The sequence below is a fragment of the Mycobacterium parascrofulaceum ATCC BAA-614 genome, assembly GCF_000164135.1.
Lineage (GTDB): Bacteria > Actinomycetota > Actinomycetes > Mycobacteriales > Mycobacteriaceae > Mycobacterium > Mycobacterium parascrofulaceum.
This window is the reverse complement of the sequence record NZ_GG770561.1, coordinates 33,177-53,788: the sequence shown is the minus strand read 5'-3', so window position 1 is coordinate 53,788 and position 20,612 is coordinate 33,177. Positions and strand designations below refer to the sequence as shown.

The window sequence follows — 20,612 nt, the reverse complement described above, 5'->3', positions numbered from 1 at the left end:
ATAGGCAAGGTTGTCCACATGGTTAGACGATAATGGTTGCGTTTAGGTAGTTTTGTGGGCGTGATTGCACCTAATGATGGGCCAGCGCGACTCGACTACTTCGTCTCTGAACGGCTGGCGGTCCTGCACATGTCCCGTGTCGAACTGGCCCGCCGCGGCGGACCCAACCGCTCGACACTGCACAAATCCAGTAACGGCTCACGCACCATGTCGCTGGCCACGCTGGCCCGACTCGATGAGGCGCTCGGGTGGGCCCACGGGTCGTCAAGGGCGATCCTTGACGGCGGGGTCCCAGCCACACCACCGCCCCAAGACACCCACGTACACACCGTTTTGCACGCCGTCGAAGGCCTCGTCGAGCAATGCCACTCAATCTTGGCCGACGCCCGTCAGCTGCTCACCGAACTCCTGACAAGCCGGGACCCGGCCGAGCATGCCCGCTGACATTTTCGACGACCAACGCCGAGCATGGATAGCCGCACACGCTGGGATATTTGTCTTCCAAAAGCGTCGCGCCGAGCTGCTCGCCAAAAAGATTCGCGCTCGCACACGCAGCCATGTTGGTGCCCGACCCGACCCACACGACGACGTCGTCGCCCTGCCACTACCGATGCGCTCCGCCACCTCAGCCAGCGGATCATTTGAAGTCGCACTGGTGCTAACCTGTGCGGCCATCGCGCCGCTGGGCTGGTTGGCCGGCAAACTCGCCTACGGACTAATCGTCACGCTCATCCCCGAGCGGCTCCGCGCTTACCCGATACCGGCACTGCTCTGGGGCGCCGCGCTCGCAGCGCTGCCCTTGCCGTTCTATAACCCCTCCCCTAGTCTCTGGGGCGAGCTGATCATCCCCTGGCTTCTAACACAACTGCCCGCAACCCTGCTCACCGCAGCCGTCTGCGGGGTCCTCGAAGGCTGGCTAGCCGTGGAAGGATCCAGCGACTGGTGGCCACTGACACCCCAAGCTGTCGAGGTTGACGACGACCTCATTCTCGGGCCGACGCTGCCCATCACCACCGTCTTAGATCCACTCCCCGAACCGGGCTCCGCCCGCCGCATACCGCCATCCCTGCACGCGCGCCGGCGAACCCCACCACCTATCCACTGGGTCCCCATCCTTGGCGGGACTGCGGTCATCGCAGCGATCTCCATCTGGTGTCTCATTTGCGCAATCAGCGTCCTGTTCGGCTCCACCAACCAGCACCTCGACACGGTCAGCTCCCGGTCAACCTCGATGCAGCTATTCGCGAACTGAGTTCGCTGCTCGGGGCCAACTCTGGCGCGCTGATGCCTACACCGCTTTGCAAAAATTGGGGTGTGAGCGGGGGGTGGCGGCACAGATACGGTTCAAGGTATGGATCGGGGTACGACCGTAGACGCAGTTGTGCATCGGGTGTTAGCCGCGCTCGAGCGAGCTGGCCAGGTTTGTGACACGCCGCCGGGTTCGCAGTCGCTCGAGGCGATGCGGCAACAGATCATTGCCATGCTCAGCGATCCGCCGTGGTATCTCAACACCTCGGCCGGGCAAGTGCTGTTCTTGAAGATCCTGCGTCAAATCGCCTCAGACGCAAGCGATATCGTGAAAAACACGCGTCAGGACCCAGGGTCATGTGAGGGCAACATTCGTCGGTAGGTCCGCAGCTGGAGTGCTACTGCGGACACGGCCAGCGTCGAGAAACGCTTGATCGCGTCGACAGCAAATTAGTTGCAGCACAGGCAGATTACACGGTGCAGCTACCCGGAGCTGCCCAGCGGTCGCACTTGGGAAGCTGGACGCGAGCACCGAGACCAATGCGTCAGTCATAGATTGCGCCCGTCGCGGCAACCGCCCGTCAACCCCACTGCGCCTTTTTGATTCGCCGCTGAACCGCCTGGTCGAACAGAGCCAGGAACTCGGTCCAGTCTGGAATATGAACTCGCTCGCCAGCCGTGCCGCGCTGCAACAGCTGGGCTTCTTCCCGGCTTTGGGGAAGCAGTTCCTGCCAACCGATCGCCTGGCCGAATTGCGACGATTGGCCCCGACTCCCCCCTGTGGGCTCATAGGCTTCGGTACGTCGGGTTGTCTCTCCCAGCCAATGTGAGGCCTGTTCGAGCAAATGGCGCTCGTGAGCTCCATACATGATCAGCGTGCCCGGAAACATCTCCCGCAGCGCTTCAGCGTACTTGGACCCAAATACAACGTCGAAATGCGCCGACGCCTGCACCGTCGCCAAGATGTTGACACCCAGTCCCGCTGACTCCCCCACGTAGGTCAACAGATCCGGCAACGGACATGAGTTACATACCTCGTCGAGTTCCAGCAGCAGCGGATGCGTCAGTTGATGATTGGCCATCTTGCGGCGGAAATGACGCACGATGGAATCGATCAGAGCCACCGCGGCTCCGGCGACCGAGCCGGTGTTCGGGGCGATCACAAACAATGTGGCGTCCGGCTCATCAAGCATGTGGACGTCGAATGACTCCACAGCGACACGTTCGACCGCGCTCAAGTACGGTGCTCCCTCGTCGGCGCTCAAACCCAAGCGCAGCCACGGTGTTACGGCCTTGGACACCGTGATCTTGATGCTGTCACGCAGCCGGGAATCCATCCCGGCGATAACAGAATACAGCGGGGCCGCGAGTTTCGGTTGTTCGCAAAGCCCGTAAGCGGTCAGCCACGACGGGCGTCCGAGCTCGGGGATGGGTTGGTCGCCGCCGGTTTCGTCGATACCGAAATCCTGCACGGCATCGAGCACCCAGGGCATTCCCAAACTGTTGCCCTGCGGGCTGGCCGCGTACAGCAGGCATGCCAACGGCGGTGCGGCCTGACTTTCCCAAAGCCCGCCCGCAGCAACAGCGTTGCCGCCCGATGCGCCACTGAAACCCACGCCCGAGGTCGCGAGCATGGTCTCAGCAACGGTCAGTGCTTCATGGGCGCTGGCGATCGTGCGGGTCGGGTCGGTGACCATACGCCTAACCCCGGCCGGCCATACCTCAGTGTGCTCAGGCCGCAGATCAATCACACCGGTAATCCCGATATTGCGTCGTGTTAGAACAAGCTCTGCCAGGTCGGGTTTCGACGACACCAAAACTTCCGGCCCAGGATGCACGAGCGCCGCCGGGGCCAAAATCCTGCGTGTTTTACCCGTACGTGTTGGTGCGCTTACCAGAATGTGAGGTGCTGTCTCCGCACGCACGGCAACGTTTTGGCGATTGTAGGTGAGGCCGCAGTACGGGGTGTACGGTTCGTTGACCACTACGTCATCATGGGCGCCACTGGCCGCGAACGTCTATCAAAGCAGCGACATTCGCGATCGCCGGACGTAGGTCACTGCGGCGGAAGCTTCGGGTTTACACCGCCGCTGCCGAGTGGAGCGCCGTCGCCAGTATCCGGTTCACCGTTGTGTGGTGCAGCTTGAGTTCCTCTGAGATTTCACCCGGCTTTTGCCCGTCAGCGTGGCGGCGCAGCACAGCGTCAATGATTTCTGCAGGCTGCTTGGTTCTTTTCGATGCCATCACTGTGCGTACGGCGTGTTCATGACGCTCTCGCGGGGGCACAGCGGCGTCCACTCTTGGAACCGATGACAGCGACCGGTCCGGCTCGACCGCCACCATGGCCCTATCACGCTCACCTGCTGAGGACCCAGCGACTGGCAGAGGTGTCGCCGACAGGGACACCGGGACGTCCTCCTCGACGAGGGCCGGCGGCGCCTCGGCGCGGCTGTGTAGGAGCCGGGTCAGGGCTACCAGCGCAACGGTGGCCTGCGCGGTCGTGACGTCAATGATCAGCGGCCACAACCATGCCAAGCTTGGGCGGATACCGCACCGGATAGCCAAGCTGCACAACGCATCAAATGACAGGCGAAACGCACCGGCCCCCAGTAACAGCGTCATGATCACCGCCGCCCAGAACGTCAAGGTGGGCCGGCGGTGCACCTTGATGAGCAGCGAGAGCCCTTCCGTGGACCCGAGCAATACCAGAGGTGGGGCCGTGGCCACCGCGGCCGCCAGCGCCGGGGCGACGTGATCGGCCTGCACGATCGCGTGTAACGCGTTGCCAGCGATCGAGGCCGCGCTTGCTCCTATCAACACCACCCAAAAGAAACGCACTGCGCGCCGGTGGGTTTTCGGATCGGTATCGGCGGGAGTGCTGCGGGCGCTATCGCAAGCCATACCCGCAATCGTGCACTCCCACCCCGGTATTCGTCTACCAAAGTCAGCCACATTGGGAGGATCGATTACCGCAGATAAGCATCCTCGTTGCGGAATGTCACAGACCTCAACGTGGTGCGAAAACGCTGTGTTTTCACGGTGATTCGCTCGCCCCGCTGTTCGATACGGATATCGGGTGCAGCGCTGGCGGGCACATCGCCGACCGTGATCGATGTGCGCGCGGGTGGGTAGTTGTTGACGCGACCATTGTGTACCACCATCGTCGGAGGACGTGGCGGCTGGGCTGTGACGTCGCGCGTCGTCCAGATCCGTGGGGAAGCAGACGTCATTGTCCAACGCCCAGTGGGGTCGTAAACGGCGACCTGTTCGCCTGCTGCGGCCGCCCGGCGAATCAGCCGTTTCACCGCCTGGTCATCATCGGCGTGCAGAGCAATTCGGGTGGGGGCCGCGGGATCTGATATCGGCATCAACAGCATAGCGTCTCGCAGTTCACCCAGCAGAACACCCGATGCGCCGGCTACGACAGCTGTGTTGAGTTCGGTAGTTACTGGCGTTGATGGCAACCTCAGCCGCCTGCACCCAGGCAAGGTCAGCGCCAACGCTTCCCACTGTCGGCCCGCCATCGGGTTGAGCACCAGCCGCGGCGAGCTGGCAAGCGGTTGCACGGTGGTCAACCGGACGAGGGCTGAAGCCCGCACGCCGGCAGGATCGCTGCGCAACGCGATCACCAGGGTCGTGTGGTCGCTCTGGTAGGCCCACACGTCGTCGAGTTGAGCAGAGCGCACGTCACTGGCGCTGAAGAAATACGCTGTGACATAGGCCTTCCCGCCGCGCTGCAGATTCGTCCAGCGGTCCTGGTAAGAAGCTGTCGCGTTTTCGGGCCCACCCAGGCTGGCCGCTACCGCGTCGTTCATCTGCGCTGCGGTCAAAAGCCTTGCACGACAGTTTGTTTGGCACAGCGCTCTGGTGATGCGCTGAGAAGCCGCCACCGCCGCGCCGATCGTGTCTCGCCGCCACAGCAGTCCAGGCAGAATGCGGTCGCTGCGCGTATCGAAGCGGACTACCAACGTCACGCTACGCTGACCGGCCGCCGGCAGCCCCCGTAGCGCCGCTTCATACAGTTCGGCATAGTTGTCTCTGGCTGTGCGGCTGCCCTCGCAGATGATGTCGACATCAACACTCAACCCGCAGCGCTGCATCTCTTGTGCGATTACGCTAATCGGCACGGTATTAAGTGTTTTGGTGTGGTCGGCGTGCAATAGGGTGGGGATGTAAGGCTTGCCCAGCACAGTGATCATCGTGGACACGGTGTGCCCGTCGATCACAACACCGACTGTGTGCTCGTTGAGGGTGACATCGACCGGTTGAGGCAGCTGGAGTCTGCGCACCCGGCGGCGCGTCCAGGACATGGCCCGCCACGCCCACTGCCACACGGTGCGCTCCCGGAAGGTCAGCACACAGATCACCAGTCCGGTCGCGGCGCCGCTGGCGACGGCGATCGGCCACGAATCCAGCGTGGCGCTCAGTGCCAGCGCAACCAGACCTGCGACCACTTCGCCGGTGACCACGGCGCGGGGTGCGATACGGGCCGAGACAAACCGTTGCTTCATCAGATTCGCTCCCTGCGACGCGAGACGGTCAGGCCCACAGCAAGTCCCAATACGCTGACGACGGCGAGACCGGTGATGGCCATCGCGACCCAGCCCGGACGTGCGTCGCGTGGCGGGGGCGGGGCCGGCACTTTCAACTGGGCGCGCTGAACCCCGGGGGCAAACGTCTCACCCGGCGGCACATCCCAGGTCAGCGCCGCAACGGGGTCCACAGTTCCATAACCGACCACGTTGTCACGTCCACCAGCGGGAGGGTGCGCGGTGGCCTCTAACCGGTGGATCACTTGATGGGCTGTCAGGTTGGGAAATTTGGCCCGCACCAAAGCCGCCACTCCCCCGACGAACGCCGAGCTAAACGAGCTACCAGCGATAGGGTGCAGCTTGTCGTCATCGACTGAACCGTTGATCACCTGCCCGCTCGTCGACAGCCCCACGATGTCGGCTCCCGGCGCAGCCAGTCCTACCCACGGGCCGTGCAATGAGGCGGCGTCGCCGCTGGCGGGAACGCCGGTCGAATCGGTGGCCGACACCGCCAACGCGTAGTCGCTAAACCATGCTGGGGTGGCGATCGTTTTGACTGACGACCACCCCCGAGTGGGATCACCCGGTAATGGGTCCGGGTTTTGCCCATTGCAGCCCTGGGCATGAACGTTGCCCGCCGCGGTCACGATCACCACGTCGCGGTCAACCGCGGCATAGTGGACCGCGTCGGCCAAGGCGCTTTGATCCTGGGGCTTGGCTGTCGAGATGCACGACACCACACTGATGTTGATCACTTTGACGCCCAGATTCGCCGCGTGCACGATCGCGCGAGCCAACGAATTGATGTCACCGGCGCGGCGAACATCCTCGGGGTTGTCGACCACGCCGGGATCAACCAGGCCGAAAGTCTGCGCGGTCTGGCGAATCGACAGCAGCACCGCGTCTGGGGCGATGCCGATCAGCCCGTCTGGACCACCACCGGGCGACGGTTCCAGCGGCGCCGGCCCGCGAGCGTGGCCGAGAGTAACCGGAGACGGCGGCATACCCACCCATGATGGCTCGTCGGGCGGCGGCGGCGGCGGCGGTGGTGGCGGCGGCGGCGCCACCGTTTGGGTCACCGTGACCGTCGGCGGAGGCGGTGGCGGTGGAATCGCGCGCGGCGGCGGAGCCCCGGCCGGCGGGGCCGCAGGCGCCGCCCACGCCGGCTTGGGGACCAGTGCGAGCCCTGAAGGCGCCGCCCCAATCAGTGAAGCCACTACTGTGCCGTGCCCGTCGCAATCCGATAAGCCGTCGCCAAACGGGCCCATGACATAGTCCCCGCCAGAAACTAGGTGCGGCAGCCGAGGTTGTGCAGCCACGCCGGTATCGATAACCCCGACGACCACGCCAACACCGGTGGATTCTTTCCACGCTTCTGGCATGTTCATCAGCTGCAGCGCCGCGGGCAACTCACGCAAATCACTGCCGGGCAACACGCCGGTTGTTGTGCACGCCGCGATCTGGCGCATCGGCTGATCCGGCCCGGGTGCGGGATCGGGCGGGGGTGGCCCAGGCGGCACCACCGGGGGATCAATCGCGCCGGCCACGCCGCCAGATACGGCAACCAGTGCTGCGGCGAGCCCGATCGCGCCCAGCGTACTCACGGCTTTAATCATCAGCCGTGGACCGCATTTCGTACCACCCACAGCAGATTCAGCAGCCAGATCGCCCATGGCACAACGAAAATCAGCAGAATGTACTCGCTGACTTCGACGGCGCGGTTTACCGGTGCGCTGATCCGCGCATTGGGCACCACCAGCGCTCCAAGCAGGCCCGCCCCGGCCAACATTAGCGCTGCGCCAACACATATCAGGGTGACAACCGGCGAAGCCGGGTTGGGAGCGCTTGCGTATCGTCCGATCACCACCGCTACCGCGACGACCGCACCAACGGCCAGCATCACCGATTGATTGCGATCAACAAACGAGCGCGCCCGGAGCAGAAAGATTGCGCAAATCCCCAACGTGAATGCCAAAAACCGCCACCCGCCGCCAGTTTCGGGCATCACTGCATAGCGCGCGGCCGCCACCAACACCACAGCGCCGCCAGCCAGCAGACCCGTCACGATGGCGGTGCCGCGCCGAGCCCACGTCGCGATCTGCTCAACGGTTTCATTGCCCGGACGCTCCACCGGCGACACCGTGTTTAGGGCAGCGCCTTCTCGAGTCTCAAACACCCCCCGGTTAGTGACCGAAGGAAACCATGGCCCGGGCACTCCGGCCCCCACGATCCCGATGCTGGTTGCAAACGTCACTAGCACCAGGTCCGCTACCAAGAAGACGACCGCCAGATGCGCTGGCAGCACTCGCCAACCGCTGGCGTGGATCGCCGCCACCGCGCCCGCAGATAACCCGACCACAGCCATCCCCGCAAACACAGTCAGATAGCGGCCGGTCAGCATCGTCAATGCCGCCACGCCGGCCAACACGGTGGCCGTCGCGGCCACCACATGCCAGCCACCGGGTGGTCCCGGCACCGACATCGCCGCGCCTGCACCGGCGCAAATCAGCGCCGACCACACCAGGAAGTCCGCCGATCGGCGTCGCTGCTCATCTCGTGCCCGCGTCGCCGCCCTCGCCGACACCAAGAAAACGGCGGCTAATCCCCACGACACCGCCGCGGGCAGCCAGCCGTGCTGTTGCCACCACAACTGCGCCAACATCACCTCGGCCCACGCGACCAGCGCTGCGAAAAGCCCCCCGGCTACCCGACGCGCGACCGTGACATCGACTGTGGCGAACTGCTGGCGTGCTGAACGAGCCAGCGCCGTCGACACCTCCTCAATGACAGGTGCGAAGCGTTCGGTGGCGTCAGTAGGCAAGAGACACAACAAGTCCCCGTCGTAGACACGGCTGTCATCAAGGGATCGCTGCGGATCGAGCGGAGTGGCGTCTGCACGGCACAGTTGAAAGGTCAACGTGTCATCAAGAGGTGCCCGCCCGCGATCTTTGAGAATCGCATTGACCCGCGGGATGAGGTCCTCGATCACCGCAATCAACGCCACCCCAGCAGGCAGGACGTAATCGATGAGCGTGTCATCCCCGACCAGCAAATGAACCTTGCACAGCCGAGGGACTTCCGGCGCCTGTTGTGCGGAATTGGCGGTGGTCATCGGGCATCGGCCGCTGTCGAGAACCCTGCCGCCAATGCGGCGGCGGTCTTAAGCACCGCCCTGGCGGTCTTAGGGTTGACCCTTCGAAGGTCCAACTCGCCCGCCGAGGCGATGTGGGGGTCAAAGGGTACCTCGATAATGCGATCGTTTTTGACCCAGCTCCCGAAATGCTCCCTGAGTGTGGCGACCAGTTTGGCCGCCTCCTTACGATCCTTCCGATTGCGCGCCGGGCGAATGTGGTTGATCACCAACACTGTTCGCGACAGCAACTGGTGATAGCCTTCGTCGCGCAACCACTCGAAATTGGTGCTCGCGCCTTCGGCGCCGTCCGGGACGGCCGAGGCCACCATCAACACCGCATCGGCGCGCTCGAACACACCCTTCATCACCTCGTGTTCGAGATCGACACCGCAGTCAACGAAAAGCACACTGTAGAACCGTTGTAGACGCATATGGCCCTTGCTGAACTCATCAGCGGTCAACCCCTCCCCGCGAGCGCCTCCATGGCGCGGGGAAGCCACAACGTCTAAACCAACTTGGTTGTGGCCCGTCAAGGCCCCAACATCGGCGTAGCGATGAAGATTAAGGTCGTCGTTAATCGCACGCAGCGATGACGCCTTGGGATCCACCCGAGCCGCCAAATTTGCGGCCTGTGCCGGATCGGCGTCGACAGCGACCACTTGGTCGTTACGATTGCGTGCAAACTCACTGGCGGTCGCGACAGTCATCGCGGTCTTGCCCGAACCGCCCTTGCCACCAAGCACCACGACGGTATAAGTGCCACGCAAATTGGCCCCGATCGCAGCCTTGAGGCCACGCACTGTGCGCTCGTCGCTGGACTCACCGACGTTAATCAGCCCACCAGAAACCTTGAGCAACGCCCTGCGCCACCCCTTGGATGGCGCCTCCTTGTGTGGGGCAATCAAGTCCGTGGCGCGCAGGTGCTCTCGCAGCGCGTCCGAAGACCGTGGCGTGCCCGCGGTGCGAGGCGACGGTTGGGGTGTTGGCGCACGCCAACCATGTTCTTCTGCCGGCGGATACGGACGCGCAACCTGGCTGGGATCTGCGTGACCGGCTGGCTGCGGTGCGCCGTGACGCCCACCGAGCGCCGCCTCCGACACTCCCTGCGGTGGGCGGCCCAATTGACTTGAGGAACCGTAGCTTTCGCTGGGCGTCCCCTGCTGATGGGGACCGGCCTGCTGCGCCCACGGAGGTGGCGGAGGGGTGTCTTGGCCCTGGGGTGCCAAGGTGCCCTCCGGGGGCGAAAACCGCGGCGGCTGCCAACCCGGGGCTTGTTGGGGCGCCGAAGACGGCGCCGGCGTCGCATCCTGGGCGGGGAGCCCAAGAGCGGCCTCCGGGGGTGAAAACCGCGGCCGCCCATCATCGCTCGTCGGTTCGCCGCTGTTGTTGGGATGGCTGGGCTCAACTGCGCCTGGCGCGGGCTGCGTCTCGGGCGGCGGACCTGCCGCCAGGCCATTGAAAAAGTCGCGTTCCTCACGCTCATGCGGACTTGTCATACCGTGTCCCCTCGTCACCAGACGTATTCGAATTTCGCTTAGCGCCACATAATTTGGCCACAGCGCGACAGTAACAACCACGGTTTTCATCCGTCTACAACGGACACCATATTCGCCTGTATCGAAATTTTATGTCCGCTGATGAGTCGCCCAGCCGCGTCCCGAGGGCAAAGTTTCGAGCAGCTCGACCACAGCCGTGTGGATTGCGTGATCGGCGCCGGGCAGCAGTGTGGTCCATTGCCTGCCGTCAGGACCAACGCTGTTGCTGACAACGACGCGGCCGATCAAGGTGTCAGCCACGGTCACCGCCATCGGCGCCCGCGCCGGGCCACTGATAGAGAATTCGGCCGCGCCGATAACCGCGCGGGTGGTGCCCCGGTCGGCGACCGCTTCGACTAGCCGCGCCTGGGGAACTGAAAGTCCAACCTCTACGAGGCCCGCGATGATGTCGATGGCGGGGTTGGCCTGCCAGGCCGACAGAACTGTATTGAGTACCGCTGCTTCGCTATTGATGCCGTGGAATTGGGCCGGGTCGGCCGGCCCTATCGTGTCGACGACGACGTGCGCGATCTCGGTCCCACCCAGCGGGGTGACCACAACCTCATCGCTGGTGTCTTGGCCCGGGCGCCAGAGCCGCGCGGCGGCCACCCACGCGTTATCGCGCCGGCACAATGTCACAACTCGCTGGGGAGGCCGCTGGGCGTACCACCGTGCCAGCGCCTCGGCGGCCTCAATCGCGTCCTCCGGGGCGGTGAAGACCGCTGGTGGGCCTTCAAGCCGCTCCGGTCGGATCTCGGGGCGGGTAATCGTCACGTCAATCTCGACGTCGGGACGCCCCAAGGCCCGCACCCAAGAGGCCACGCTGGGGTCAACCTCGCCGCCCTGACAAATCCCCGCGTTTTCGAGCACCTCCATCCCGGGGTGAGCCGCGATGGTGGCCTGCACCGCCCCAATGGGCCGGATCTTGAGGGCAGGTGGCAATTGAGCCACACCGCAAAGCGCGGCTGTCAACCACAAACCTTCCGACGTGGTCGACAGCCGCGCTGCAACCGCGGTTCCGGTCTCGGTCACAAGCCCCGGAAACCAGCCTGGACCGCGTGGTCGGTGCCCAGCGCATTCGTCGACGCGTGCCCCTGGGCCTGTCCATGGCGCTCGATCGTGGTGAACACCGCCTGGAACGCCTGATCGATCTCGTGCATGGCGACCTGGGCAGCGTCAGAACCATGCTGCGTCCAGACTGTGGCGACCTGGTTGATTGTTCCCATGGCCCGGGTACGCAGATCGTTCATGTGAGCGACCAGCTGCGCCTGGGCCGACACGTGATCGGCGATCATGGCGTGGTCGTAACGCATTGAATCCATAACCATTCTCCTCTGAAAGTCGTTCGATGTCTGAAAGATTGGCCGCGGTCAGGTCGACTGGATGGAGCCCAGCGCCGCGCGGTTCTGCGCGTTCGTTTCTTGGTACTGGTGCGCCGAGCGCTTCATTATGTCGATGACGCTCTGAAACCGCTGGCTGACCTGTTGGCCGGTCCGGTTGATGTCCTCGGTGGTGGCCATGGAGGCCAGCGCCGCATCACCACTAAACCCAGTACCGGTGAGGTTCTGGTTCATGGTGACATAACGGCCCAACGCCGACAGCACCTCTTGTTGAATGTTCGACAATTGACTTGCGCCCGAAAGCATCTGGGCGACATCGGCGTTCAACGCCATGATGGTGTATCTCCTTCACTAGCAAGTGGTTACCGCTGGTTCGATCAGTTCAGCAATGACCCGGGCCCCTGCCGGGAGTTATCCTCCCTGCCCGACGTGGACCACGCCCTCAGACGTGAGCACCGGCGCCGCATGCGCGGAGGCCGGTAGCGTGATCGTCTTATCCTGCTCGCTGACATCGGCATATTCACTGCCGCGTCCGGAGCGCCCCGTTGCCGCCATGGGTCCATACATTCCGGGCGCCATGGCTCCTCTGCCCGCTGCCGCGCCGCTTCGCAGTCCCGCAGCCGGTTGCTCGTCTGTTTCAGCGCCATCAGCCACGTCGGCCCACCAGCCGCCCGGCACGCCCACAGGCCCACCTAGCCCGCCAGCAGACGGTTTCGTCAACGCCGCGGCAACCGCTGACGCGCCCCCGGCGAAGCCGCCGTTGGCGCCACTTAGTCCCGACCACGGTGCACTGGCTGCGCTGAATCCCGGTGCTCCCCCGGCTGGGGGCCCACCCAATCCACCGGACATTCCACCGGTCAGCGCCGACAACGGGCCCATCAGGCCGCTTAGTTGGCCACTGGCACTCGACGGGAGCTGCCCCAGTGACTCCAGTGGTGAACTGAGCGAACTCATCATTTCGGTTGGCGCCTGGGTGAGTTGGCCGAGCAACGACTGTCCAGACTCTTCCAGGGGCGGCTGACCGCCTTGACCCGCCTGCAACGGTGGAGCTTTTCCCTGCGGCGCGTTACTCGTGACGCCCTGGCCGGTGCCCGTCGTTGCGGGCACGCCCTGCCCCGCGGTCGTGCCGGTGGTCGCTGGCTGCGGTGCCGGGGTTTGCCCACCAGTGGGCGACCCTGCGGCCTGCACGCCTGCTCCCGTGCCGTTGAACACGCCGCTCGAGATCCCAGTGGCCACGCCTGTGCTGATCCCACTGCCAGCCGACACCACTCCCCCACCGGCGCTAATGCCCGACCCTAAGGCCTGCACGCCAGCACCAACCCCGTCGCCGACCAACCCTGCCAAGCCGGCCGTCGCCCCCAGCGGATTGCTCATATCAGGCAACGTCGGCAAGGGAACGGTCAGCGCGCTCACGACAGGGGCCATAGCGCCCAAGTAGCCGACCATGGCCCCGGCGTTCTGCGACCAATACTCCCCATATTCAGCATTCGCCTCGGCGATCGCTGGGGTGTTGATCCCCATGAAATTTGTTGATTCCAAAGTGGCCTCGCGGACCCGGTTGGCCACCACCACTTCATGAGGAATGGTCGCGGACACGGCCGCGCTGTACGCAGTCAACCCAGTTTGGATGGTGGCCGCCGCAGTCTCTGCATGCAGCCCGGCGGTCTGCTGCCAGGCCGCCATCGGCGTGGCACTATCGAGCATCCCCATTCCGCCAGAGCCCTGGAAAACCGGCGCGGTCGCGATCGCGGTCACCGACTGCTGCATCCCTTGCTCGAAGTGCGTGGCCGCAGCAGCCGTGTAGGCGGTGATCTGTGGGACGTGCGCCGTTGGACCCGCGCCCATCCTGGTCAACCGAAATGCGTTGATCTCTGGTGGGATACCCCAGTACATCAGTGCACCGCCGCGCTACAGCGACAGCAGCGCCTTGCCGACCGCATCCATAGCGGTGTAGGTGGCCGCCGACGTAGCCACGGTGGCTGCGAACGCCTCCCGCTGAGCCACACCTAGAGCACCTGCCGCCAAGAACTGCGCGCCGTGCGCGGCGATAGCTTGAGCGAACATTGCCGACACTTCCTCGCCGCCCATCGGCAGCACAGCGCCCATCGCTGGTGCCCCAGCGGCAAGAGTGGCCGCCGTGGTCGCCCCGCCTGCGCCCTCTGATGCTGCCTGCGCCGCCAGCGCCGGCGCCTCAATGAACATCATTGCAATCCCACCCCTGTCCACATATCCCATTCGCCCCACGAGCAATAAAGCCGCCGTTTGATGCGACGATAACCGCCCCCAGGGACACCGGCAACCAAACCTCCGACATTCCACACAAGGCAACACCCCCTGTTTCCCGACACCCTCTACGGCGCCGCTCACCTGGCGAAATACCGCCACGCATCACCGAGCGACAAAGGCCCATGCCGACGCATGAATCGGTCCAGATCGACCGCTTAATCAGCTACTGAACCGCCCAGCACGAACTGCGCAGCCGCACGCGCACGCTCCTCGATGGTTTTCAGCCGCAGAATCGACTGCTCGGCAGCACCGGCGGCCGACCGCGCCTCCTCGGCAATCTCGGTGAGCCGCGCTGCGACGAGCTGGGCCGAGCGAGTCACCGGCGCGCGTGGACCCGGTAGGGGTTGGCCGGCCAACAAGGCCGCACACGTCCCGGCCTCCCAGCCCAGCGCCGAGCCGATCCTATCCAGCGTGGCCGCACGAGACGGGACCATGCCATGGTTGATCAGCCGCGAGATCGTAGGCCGCGCCACGCGCGCCAGGCGTGCCAGATCATGTTTGGACAACCCCTGTTCTAAGCGGGCTTGTTCCACCGCGTGGACGAGCAGCCACGCGGGGTCATCCTCGCTCAATGGGCGCTCGCCGGGAACGCGATCTGCACCGGCGCCACCATCCGGTCAGTGACGTACAGGCCACGACCGGGGTCAGCTGGCACGGCTTTCGTTTTGCCGACGATCGGCCCTTCATCAGGGTCGCCGTCCATTACCACGACAGGTGCTTTGGCCTTGAGCAACTCCCCGATTATCGGATTGGTCAGCGTGCGGCCCCACTGAGCGATCCGCCGCGACACGACCAGGTGCAGGCCGACCTCTTTACCCCGCGCAATAAACCGCGCCAGCGGGCCCAACGGGTATCCGGTTCCTGCCACGAACCCACCAGTGTCCCAACTAGCAAGGGTCTCTTCACGATCGATGAAGACAAAGATCTCTGGCCCGCTCCAACGCCGCGTCCCCGCAGCCAACTCCGCCTGGCTTAGGTCTGTCATCGGCATACGTTCAGTCAGGATCGCCCCCAGGCTGTCACCCAAGGCACGCACCTGGTCCTCCCGGAAAACGTAGGCGCCCAAATGTTCACCTTCGACCACGCGCAGCAACTCATTATGAGGGTCCACCACATAGATCTGGGCCTGCTCGGGCCCGTACACCCGCATCACAGCTTGGGCCACCGTGGCCAACCCGCTCGACAATCCACATTCAGGCCGACCGGTAAGCAGCAGATGCGGGGTCGCAGCGAAGTTCGCGACCGCCGGCTCCAAACCGATTTCTGAAATCCCGAACGGCACGACACCACTCCAGTCGACCCCACCCGGCCCATGCTCACGCTGCTCCCATTGCGCGAAGACCTCGTCGATACCGACGATTTTGGGCAGCATCCGTACCCGCGCGGCCGCACTGTCAGGTCCAGCGAGCCGCTGAATTGGCTCAACGGCTGCTGCCACGTCGGCGCGCCGCCCTTGCACGGTTATCTCCGGTAACCCGGCCTGAAAATGGTACCCCTCCATCGTCGTGCCGCGGCCCCTGATCTTGACCACGTTGACCTGCTCGACCTCACCGCCAGTGTCGTCCTCTTCGTCGAGGAACATCTTCTGCTCCCCGAAGGGAACGTCGCGCGCGACCTTCACATTGTTGACCGTCATGTCATCGTTGTCACCGAGCTTGAGCTCCACGTTGCTGGTGAAATTCTTGGTCATTCCTGACGGGAATTTGTTGGCCACCCAGCCACTGGTCGACACAATGGCGTGCACCCCAACATCGGGTCCTTTAGCCAAGATTCGTTCCACGTCAGAAACCAACAGCTCCCAGTTCTTCACAAACGTTGGCCAGCCATCGATCACCAAAAACACATCGCCGAACGAGTCTTGAGGCACCTCACCTGGCACGCCGCCAAATTTGCGTTCACGCAGCTTGGTTAGCGTCAGACCTAGCTTGGTGAACGCCTGCTCGCGCTGATCGATCAGCGCCAGCATCTCGGCGATGATTCGTTTGACCTGCTCGGGGTCCACCTCGCGTGCGAAACCACCGACGTGCGGCAAACCAGCTACCAGGTTGAGGTCCGGCCCGCTGAGTGCGATGACGTAGAACTGAAGCCGCCGAGGATGATACAACAAAGCGGCACCCGAGATCATCGTCGCGATGGCCACCGTCTTACCCGATTGCCCCATACCAATGACCGCGCAGTTACCTTCGGCCAGATTGGGCGCATAGACAAGCTGGCGGTGGTCGCGCGGCCTGTCTTCGATCCCGACCGGAAACATCAGCCTCGAGAGCTCGCTTTGGGCCGAGCCATAGTCGACATCCCACGGTTGGCCCCGCAACCGCCGCACCAGCTCATCAGCAGGGACCGGCTGCAGCGGCGGCAGCCACATCGCTTGCAGTGGAGGAAGATTCAGCCGATTCAAGCAATCCACCGTTGCCTGCACCTGTTTGACGGTGCGGCCATCGGCGCCAATGATGGCGCGTGGTTCCGGGATTTTGGTCTGCTCGCCCTCGCCGTCGCGGGCCATCTGCAGAGCAGGCATACCGACCGCCTGGAACTCTTGTGGCTCAAGGTAACCGGCTTCCTGCCTGGCCGCAGCAGCTGCTGCCCGTTGGGGCGGTACATAGCTCTTGAGCACGAACGCCGTCTGAAACCTCGTCAGGTTCTTGTTGGCACCTACCTTCAAAAGCCCAGCCCCAGCAGGTTTTTTGGGCAGATGATTGGCCTCATCGCTACCCAACACCTCGTGGGAATCGGTGTCGCCGACAGTTCGCAGCGCCACCCGCACCGGGATGTTACTCATGATGCCGCCCTGCATCTGGTGGCCCAGCCGCTGCGACCCCATCACGAGGCGAAGCCCCTGCGAGCGGCCCTGGCGGCCGACCTCGTCCATGACCGCTTTGGCTCCGTCATGTTCAGCGAACATCTGCGTGAACTCATCGACAATCAGCAGCAGGTGCGGCATCGGCCGCAACTTCTCCTTCTTGTGAATGCGCAAATACTCATATTCAGCGATGTCACTGACCCCAGCCCGGTCAAGCCAAGACTTGCGGCGCTCCATCTCGCCGTAGAGGACATCTTCCATCCTCACAATCCACAGGCGATCGTTACGCAAGTTGCTCATCGCCGCGACGCAGTGCGGGAATCCCGCCACCAAATGCGCCAACGCACTACCCTTAAAGTCAAACACCGCGACCTTCAACGAGTCTGGCGAATGCGTCAAACACGCCGACGTAATCAACGCCGTCAAAAACACCGATTTACCACTCCCAGTCGTGCCGACGACGACGACGTGATGGCCCATCCCCTCGAACTCGTGAGTCTCCTTCAAGTCGAGGGCCACGGGCTGTCCATTGCGTGGATCAATACCGATCGGGAACCGCATCCACTCCCGACCCCACTGCAATTCGCCCTCGTCGTCTTGCAGCGGCGGACCCAGCCGCGTCGCCGCCCAGGCCTCCTCCACATCGATATCGCCCGGATCAGCGTGGCCGAGAATCTCATACAGATCCACGACCTTCGATGCGGCGGCAGTCGAACTTTGCGTTACCCGCGAATCTGCATGGTATCTAGCCATTTTGCGCGCAAACGCGACCGCGGACGCCGTGTCCAGCGTATCGGGGAGCGCGAAAAACCCCTCCTCGTCATATGCCCCGTCGCGCTTGACATGCAATGTGAACTCAGTTGTCATCCGCCGCGCCCTCCTTGACCACTACACGCACAAAGGTCACGCCCGCGACCCCCCCAACGCCCCTGCGATTCAACGTGTCCCATTCACTATCCACACGGAGCTGGTCGTTGATCACAAGCCAATGCGGACGTACCCCGTCCGCGGCGCCAGGGTCCCCGTAATTCTTTCGAGCGCCATGCAATTCGTGACCAACCGCCGCATCCATCGCCGTCGGCGACGTCCACACCATTCGCAACGGCCCGCCACTATCAAAGAGCTTGTCGTGTTGGCAATGCGGCAACCACTTGACCCAATCCCATCGTGCTGGTTCGTCGGTGACGACCATGACTTTCAAGTCCTGCGGTGAATGGAAGCAGGCCGCCTGACAAATCATCGCCCGCACCACACCGTGGACTGTGTCCGGACCATCCTCACCCACCAACGTCATCAGCGGAATCACCTTGAGCGACAGCGGTTTAGCGATCCCACTAATCTTGGACTGCTCCAACAAAAACTTGCGCAGCGCGTCATAGCAGACTGGCTCATAATCGGCCGACTCCCCCAACCGAGGCTTAGCCAGCTTCTTCGCCAAATCCGAAGTACCGGTTCCGAAACGGACAAAACCAAAGTGCATCGCCAAGTCCTCAGCAGAACCCGATCGCTCCCACATCCGCGGCGACCCGACCAACCCACGCAGCATCGCCGGTTCGGGATGCAAGAACTGGTAATTGGCGAACTGACGCTCGGCGTCACTTTGAATCACATCACGTGTCTGGTCGAGCTCGTCCATGTAGGCACGGCGCTCTTCTTCCAACGCCTGCGGAGACAACGCCTTATCACCGCCACCAAAACGGCCCTGCATAAACACCCCGGCGAACGACACAATCATCATCACCGGCACAAACAACGAAAACAAACTCATCGGCCCCGAGCGCAGCCCCGGTTGAGTCAAGATCATGGCCATCATGCCCAAAAACGCCGCGCCCATGACTGCAGGCAAAATGATCTGCGCCTTCGTCATCGGCAACCGGCGCGGCGCGATCGGAGAATCGCGTACCGACTGCATGCCGCCATCAACTTTGGGCGCCCTCAGCCGCCGAGACGGGCTGAAACGAATCGTCGACAACCTTCTCCCCCTCCTATCCGCCGGCCCGTACGTTGGTCTTCGTCGGCAACACAGCCACCGCGTCCGACGGGCTATGCACCGTCAACGCGGCCGCCCGCGACAACTCCGGTCCCGCAGGCCACACCTGCAGCATCGACCACGGCGCCGGACGAACCTGAGATAACACCAGCCCCAACGCCTGCACGCTATTGTCGTCAAACGGCACACCATAGCGCGACCCGGTGGAGCTAGTCAGCCACATCGTCTCGCGCGCAGGCGAATCCAATGCCTGACCAGTAGTGCTAACAAACGTCGATGCACCATCACCGACCAAGACCTGATTCGCTTGCACCCCGCCATTGCCGGCACCCACCAACGGCACCATCTTCGCCCGCTGATCCGCGCGGATGGGCAACCCCCGACCCGAAATCACCGCGAGCCGCGCCTGACGCTCGCTCACACTCCACTGCCACGCCACACACGAAACCGGCCGACTGCCCGCATCAACCAGGCGCACAGGCGACCGCGGATAATAATCCACATCAAGAACATGACGCAGCGGAATATGCGCCAAATGATCCGGCGATATCTGCGGCGGCGTGGCTAAACCAAACGAATCATGCTGGCGCAGCATCGAAGCCACCACAGGCGAGACCTCTTGAACCCCATCTGCCAGCACCACATAAAAGCGGTCCGACTGTGCAGCCACATCCCGGCTCGCCACCACCGCACCGACAACAACCCCCGCCCCCAAATCCACCTGACCGGGCCCACCGGCGCCAGGCACCGCGGGAACAGCCAGCGGTCCCCCCGCCGGCAACGCGTCAAAAAGGGCCCGCGACATCCCCGTCGCCTGCGCCCCGGGCGCAATCCCCAGGGGCCCGGCGACCGCGGACTGAGACAGATCAATCGGCATCCGAACACCATTAGTCACCAGGTGTACCTGCGGCCCATAAGACAACAACAAGGCCTCGCTGCCGGCGAGCTCTCCCGCCGCCTCCCCGAGCAACAACTGCCCATTGATGCCCGTCACCAACGGCGAACCACCAACCGTCGTCGGCGCCGTGTCGCACACAGCCCAGCGCGAAACCTGCGGAGACACCACCGCCGGTGTCTCCACCGGAGCGCCCTGGATCCCCACCGTCGGCCCTTTGGGCCACTTCGCAATCTCCCCCGATGCCACAAACGTCGGCCGATCCGGCGACCCAGCAATCAGCTGCGCCGACACCAGATTCAACGCCGGATACAGTCGCTTGTCGACCACCACAAACAACGCCCCCGACGAACGATCAGCAACGATCTTCGACGAGTCGTCGATCACCCCCGCCGGGCGAAACCACCCGTACACGAACGCCCCCACCACGAGCACCACACCCAACACCGCCGACAACATCAACAGCGTGCGGTGCCAGCGAACCGGATTGATCTCCATGCTCACCGAACGGCGCAGCAACGCAAACGACAAGCGTCGCCGAACAAAGAAATGACCCGAAACCTGCGTCTTAGACGCCAACTTCAACGGCACACCGGCACCGTACCGCCCCCCGCTACACCCCCGCTACCAGCACGTCCAAATTGAATGAAAACCCAGAACACCGCAGTGGCGCCAGATCGCTACAGGTACCGGGCTTTCAGGACCTTGACCGCCAGCGATCGGAGTCCGCCCCAAAAGCGAAGTCGCCCTACCCATCAGGATCGCAGCTCACTCCTGGCCGCCGACCATCTCCTCGAGTTCGGCCATCGACTTAGTAAGGCTCGCCAGCCCGGGACGACGGCCCTATCCCGTG

General features: G+C 63.7%; 18 protein-coding genes. 3 read left to right on the top strand and 15 right to left on the bottom strand.

Going from position 1 to position 20,612, the window contains the following annotated elements; translation table 11 throughout:
* Positions 1–60: 60 nt before the first annotated feature.
* The 3 genes from HMPREF0591_RS32675 (at position 61) to HMPREF0591_RS27985 (ending at position 1,630) form a co-directional block, all read left to right on the top strand.
* Positions 61–444 (top strand): helix-turn-helix domain-containing protein, encoded by a 384-nt coding sequence (locus tag HMPREF0591_RS32675; protein ID WP_073877511.1) that lies wholly within the window; start codon positions 61–63, stop codon positions 442–444.
* Entirely contained in the window at positions 434–1,252 is an 819-nt protein-coding gene (locus HMPREF0591_RS27990; RefSeq protein ID WP_007172163.1) for a hypothetical protein, read from the top strand. Before HMPREF0591_RS32675 ends, HMPREF0591_RS27990 begins: the two co-directional genes overlap by 11 nt.
* Before the next feature lie 99 nt (positions 1,253–1,351).
* On the top strand, positions 1,352–1,630 hold the full coding sequence (locus HMPREF0591_RS27985) for a hypothetical protein (RefSeq protein WP_007172162.1): 279 nt from the start codon (positions 1,352–1,354) through the stop codon (positions 1,628–1,630).
* 199 nt (positions 1,631–1,829) lie between these two features.
* On the opposite strand, the gene HMPREF0591_RS27980 is transcribed toward HMPREF0591_RS27985, so the two are convergent.
* The 15 genes from HMPREF0591_RS27980 to eccB all read right to left on the bottom strand — a co-directional run bounded on the left by HMPREF0591_RS27980 (position 1,830) and on the right by eccB (position 20,350).
* Entirely contained in the window at positions 1,830–3,233 is a 1,404-nt protein-coding gene (locus tag HMPREF0591_RS27980; RefSeq protein ID WP_040624275.1) for a type IV secretory system conjugative DNA transfer family protein, read from the bottom strand.
* Positions 3,234–3,327: 94 nt separating this feature from the next.
* Complete coding sequence (locus HMPREF0591_RS27975) at positions 3,328–4,149, bottom strand: DUF2637 domain-containing protein (RefSeq protein WP_080691135.1); 822 nt, start codon at positions 4,147–4,149, stop codon at positions 3,328–3,330.
* A gap of 65 nt (positions 4,150–4,214) precedes the next feature.
* Positions 4,215–5,759, bottom strand: a complete 1,545-nt coding sequence (eccE, locus tag HMPREF0591_RS27970; RefSeq protein ID WP_007172159.1) for a type VII secretion protein EccE — start codon at positions 5,757–5,759, stop codon at positions 4,215–4,217.
* Complete coding sequence (locus HMPREF0591_RS27965; protein WP_040624272.1) at positions 5,759–7,396, bottom strand: S8 family serine peptidase; 1,638 nt, start codon at positions 7,394–7,396, stop codon at positions 5,759–5,761. The genes eccE and HMPREF0591_RS27965 overlap by 1 nt, the downstream gene beginning before the upstream one ends.
* Positions 7,396–8,892, bottom strand: coding sequence for a type VII secretion integral membrane protein EccD (eccD, locus tag HMPREF0591_RS27960; RefSeq protein ID WP_007172157.1), 1,497 nt, complete (start codon positions 8,890–8,892; stop codon positions 7,396–7,398). The genes HMPREF0591_RS27965 and eccD overlap by 1 nt, the downstream gene beginning before the upstream one ends.
* The gene (locus HMPREF0591_RS32670) at positions 8,889–9,770 is read right to left on the bottom strand and encodes a MinD/ParA family ATP-binding protein (protein WP_007172156.1); all 882 of its coding nucleotides are present in this window, start codon (positions 9,768–9,770) and stop codon (positions 8,889–8,891) included. The genes eccD and HMPREF0591_RS32670 overlap by 4 nt, the downstream gene beginning before the upstream one ends.
* A gap of 768 nt (positions 9,771–10,538) precedes the next feature.
* A complete protein-coding gene (locus HMPREF0591_RS27950) occupies positions 10,539–11,480 on the bottom strand; it encodes an ESX secretion-associated protein EspG (RefSeq protein WP_007172155.1) in 942 nt (313 codons plus the stop codon).
* Positions 11,477–11,743, bottom strand: a complete 267-nt coding sequence (locus HMPREF0591_RS27945; RefSeq protein WP_232060647.1) for a hypothetical protein — start codon at positions 11,741–11,743, stop codon at positions 11,477–11,479. Before HMPREF0591_RS27945 ends, HMPREF0591_RS27950 begins: the two co-directional genes overlap by 4 nt.
* Before the next feature lie 75 nt (positions 11,744–11,818).
* Positions 11,819–12,121, bottom strand: a complete 303-nt coding sequence (locus tag HMPREF0591_RS27940; RefSeq protein WP_007172153.1) for a WXG100 family type VII secretion target — start codon at positions 12,119–12,121, stop codon at positions 11,819–11,821.
* Positions 12,122–12,199: 78 nt separating this feature from the next.
* On the bottom strand, positions 12,200–13,681 hold the full coding sequence (locus HMPREF0591_RS30480) for a PPE family protein (RefSeq protein WP_007172152.1): 1,482 nt from the start codon (positions 13,679–13,681) through the stop codon (positions 12,200–12,202).
* A 15-nt stretch (positions 13,682–13,696) separates the two neighbouring features.
* Positions 13,697–13,990 (bottom strand): PE domain-containing protein, encoded by a 294-nt coding sequence (locus HMPREF0591_RS27930; protein ID WP_101930858.1) that lies wholly within the window; start codon positions 13,988–13,990, stop codon positions 13,697–13,699.
* Positions 13,991–14,229: 239 nt separating this feature from the next.
* Positions 14,230–14,646 (bottom strand): helix-turn-helix domain-containing protein, encoded by a 417-nt coding sequence (locus HMPREF0591_RS27925; protein ID WP_007172150.1) that lies wholly within the window; start codon positions 14,644–14,646, stop codon positions 14,230–14,232.
* Entirely contained in the window at positions 14,643–17,741 is a 3,099-nt protein-coding gene (eccCb, locus tag HMPREF0591_RS27920) for a type VII secretion protein EccCb (protein ID WP_007172149.1), read from the bottom strand. The genes HMPREF0591_RS27925 and eccCb overlap by 4 nt, the downstream gene beginning before the upstream one ends.
* Positions 17,731–18,786 carry a hypothetical protein gene (locus HMPREF0591_RS32005; RefSeq protein WP_007172148.1) on the bottom strand — a complete coding sequence of 352 codons (1,056 nt, stop codon included), beginning with the start codon at positions 18,784–18,786 and terminating at the stop codon, positions 17,731–17,733. The genes eccCb and HMPREF0591_RS32005 overlap by 11 nt, the downstream gene beginning before the upstream one ends.
* Before the next feature lie 73 nt (positions 18,787–18,859).
* A complete protein-coding gene (gene eccB / locus HMPREF0591_RS27910) occupies positions 18,860–20,350 on the bottom strand; it encodes a type VII secretion protein EccB (protein ID WP_007172147.1) in 1,491 nt (496 codons plus the stop codon).
* Positions 20,351–20,612: the final 262 nt, after the last annotated feature.

Excerpts from the sequence above, each read along its gene's own strand:
- HMPREF0591_RS32005 (WP_007172148.1), bottom strand. The coding sequence starts at position 18,786 with ATGCAGTCGGTACGCGATTCTCCGATCGCGCCGCGCCGGTTGCCGATG.
- HMPREF0591_RS27930 (WP_101930858.1), bottom strand. The coding sequence starts at position 13,990 with ATGTTCATTGAGGCGCCGGCGCTGGCGGCGCAGGCAGCATCAGAGGGC.
- HMPREF0591_RS27965 (WP_040624272.1), bottom strand. The coding sequence starts at position 7,396 with ATGATTAAAGCCGTGAGTACGCTGGGCGCGATCGGGCTCGCCGCAGCA.
- eccCb (WP_007172149.1), bottom strand. The coding sequence starts at position 17,741 with ATGACAACTGAGTTCACATTGCATGTCAAGCGCGACGGGGCATATGAC.
- HMPREF0591_RS30480 (WP_007172152.1), bottom strand. The coding sequence starts at position 13,681 with ATGTACTGGGGTATCCCACCAGAGATCAACGCATTTCGGTTGACCAGG.
- HMPREF0591_RS27975 (WP_080691135.1), bottom strand. The coding sequence starts at position 4,149 with ATGGCTTGCGATAGCGCCCGCAGCACTCCCGCCGATACCGATCCGAAA.
- HMPREF0591_RS27990 (WP_007172163.1), top strand. The coding sequence starts at position 434 with ATGCCCGCTGACATTTTCGACGACCAACGCCGAGCATGGATAGCCGCA.
- eccE (WP_007172159.1), bottom strand. The coding sequence starts at position 5,759 with ATGAAGCAACGGTTTGTCTCGGCCCGTATCGCACCCCGCGCCGTGGTC.
- eccD (WP_007172157.1), bottom strand. The coding sequence starts at position 8,892 with ATGACCACCGCCAATTCCGCACAACAGGCGCCGGAAGTCCCTCGGCTG.
- HMPREF0591_RS27985 (WP_007172162.1), top strand. The coding sequence starts at position 1,352 with ATGGATCGGGGTACGACCGTAGACGCAGTTGTGCATCGGGTGTTAGCC.
- HMPREF0591_RS27945 (WP_232060647.1), bottom strand. The coding sequence starts at position 11,743 with ATGATCGCCGATCACGTGTCGGCCCAGGCGCAGCTGGTCGCTCACATG.
- HMPREF0591_RS27940 (WP_007172153.1), bottom strand. The coding sequence starts at position 12,121 with ATGGCGTTGAACGCCGATGTCGCCCAGATGCTTTCGGGCGCAAGTCAA.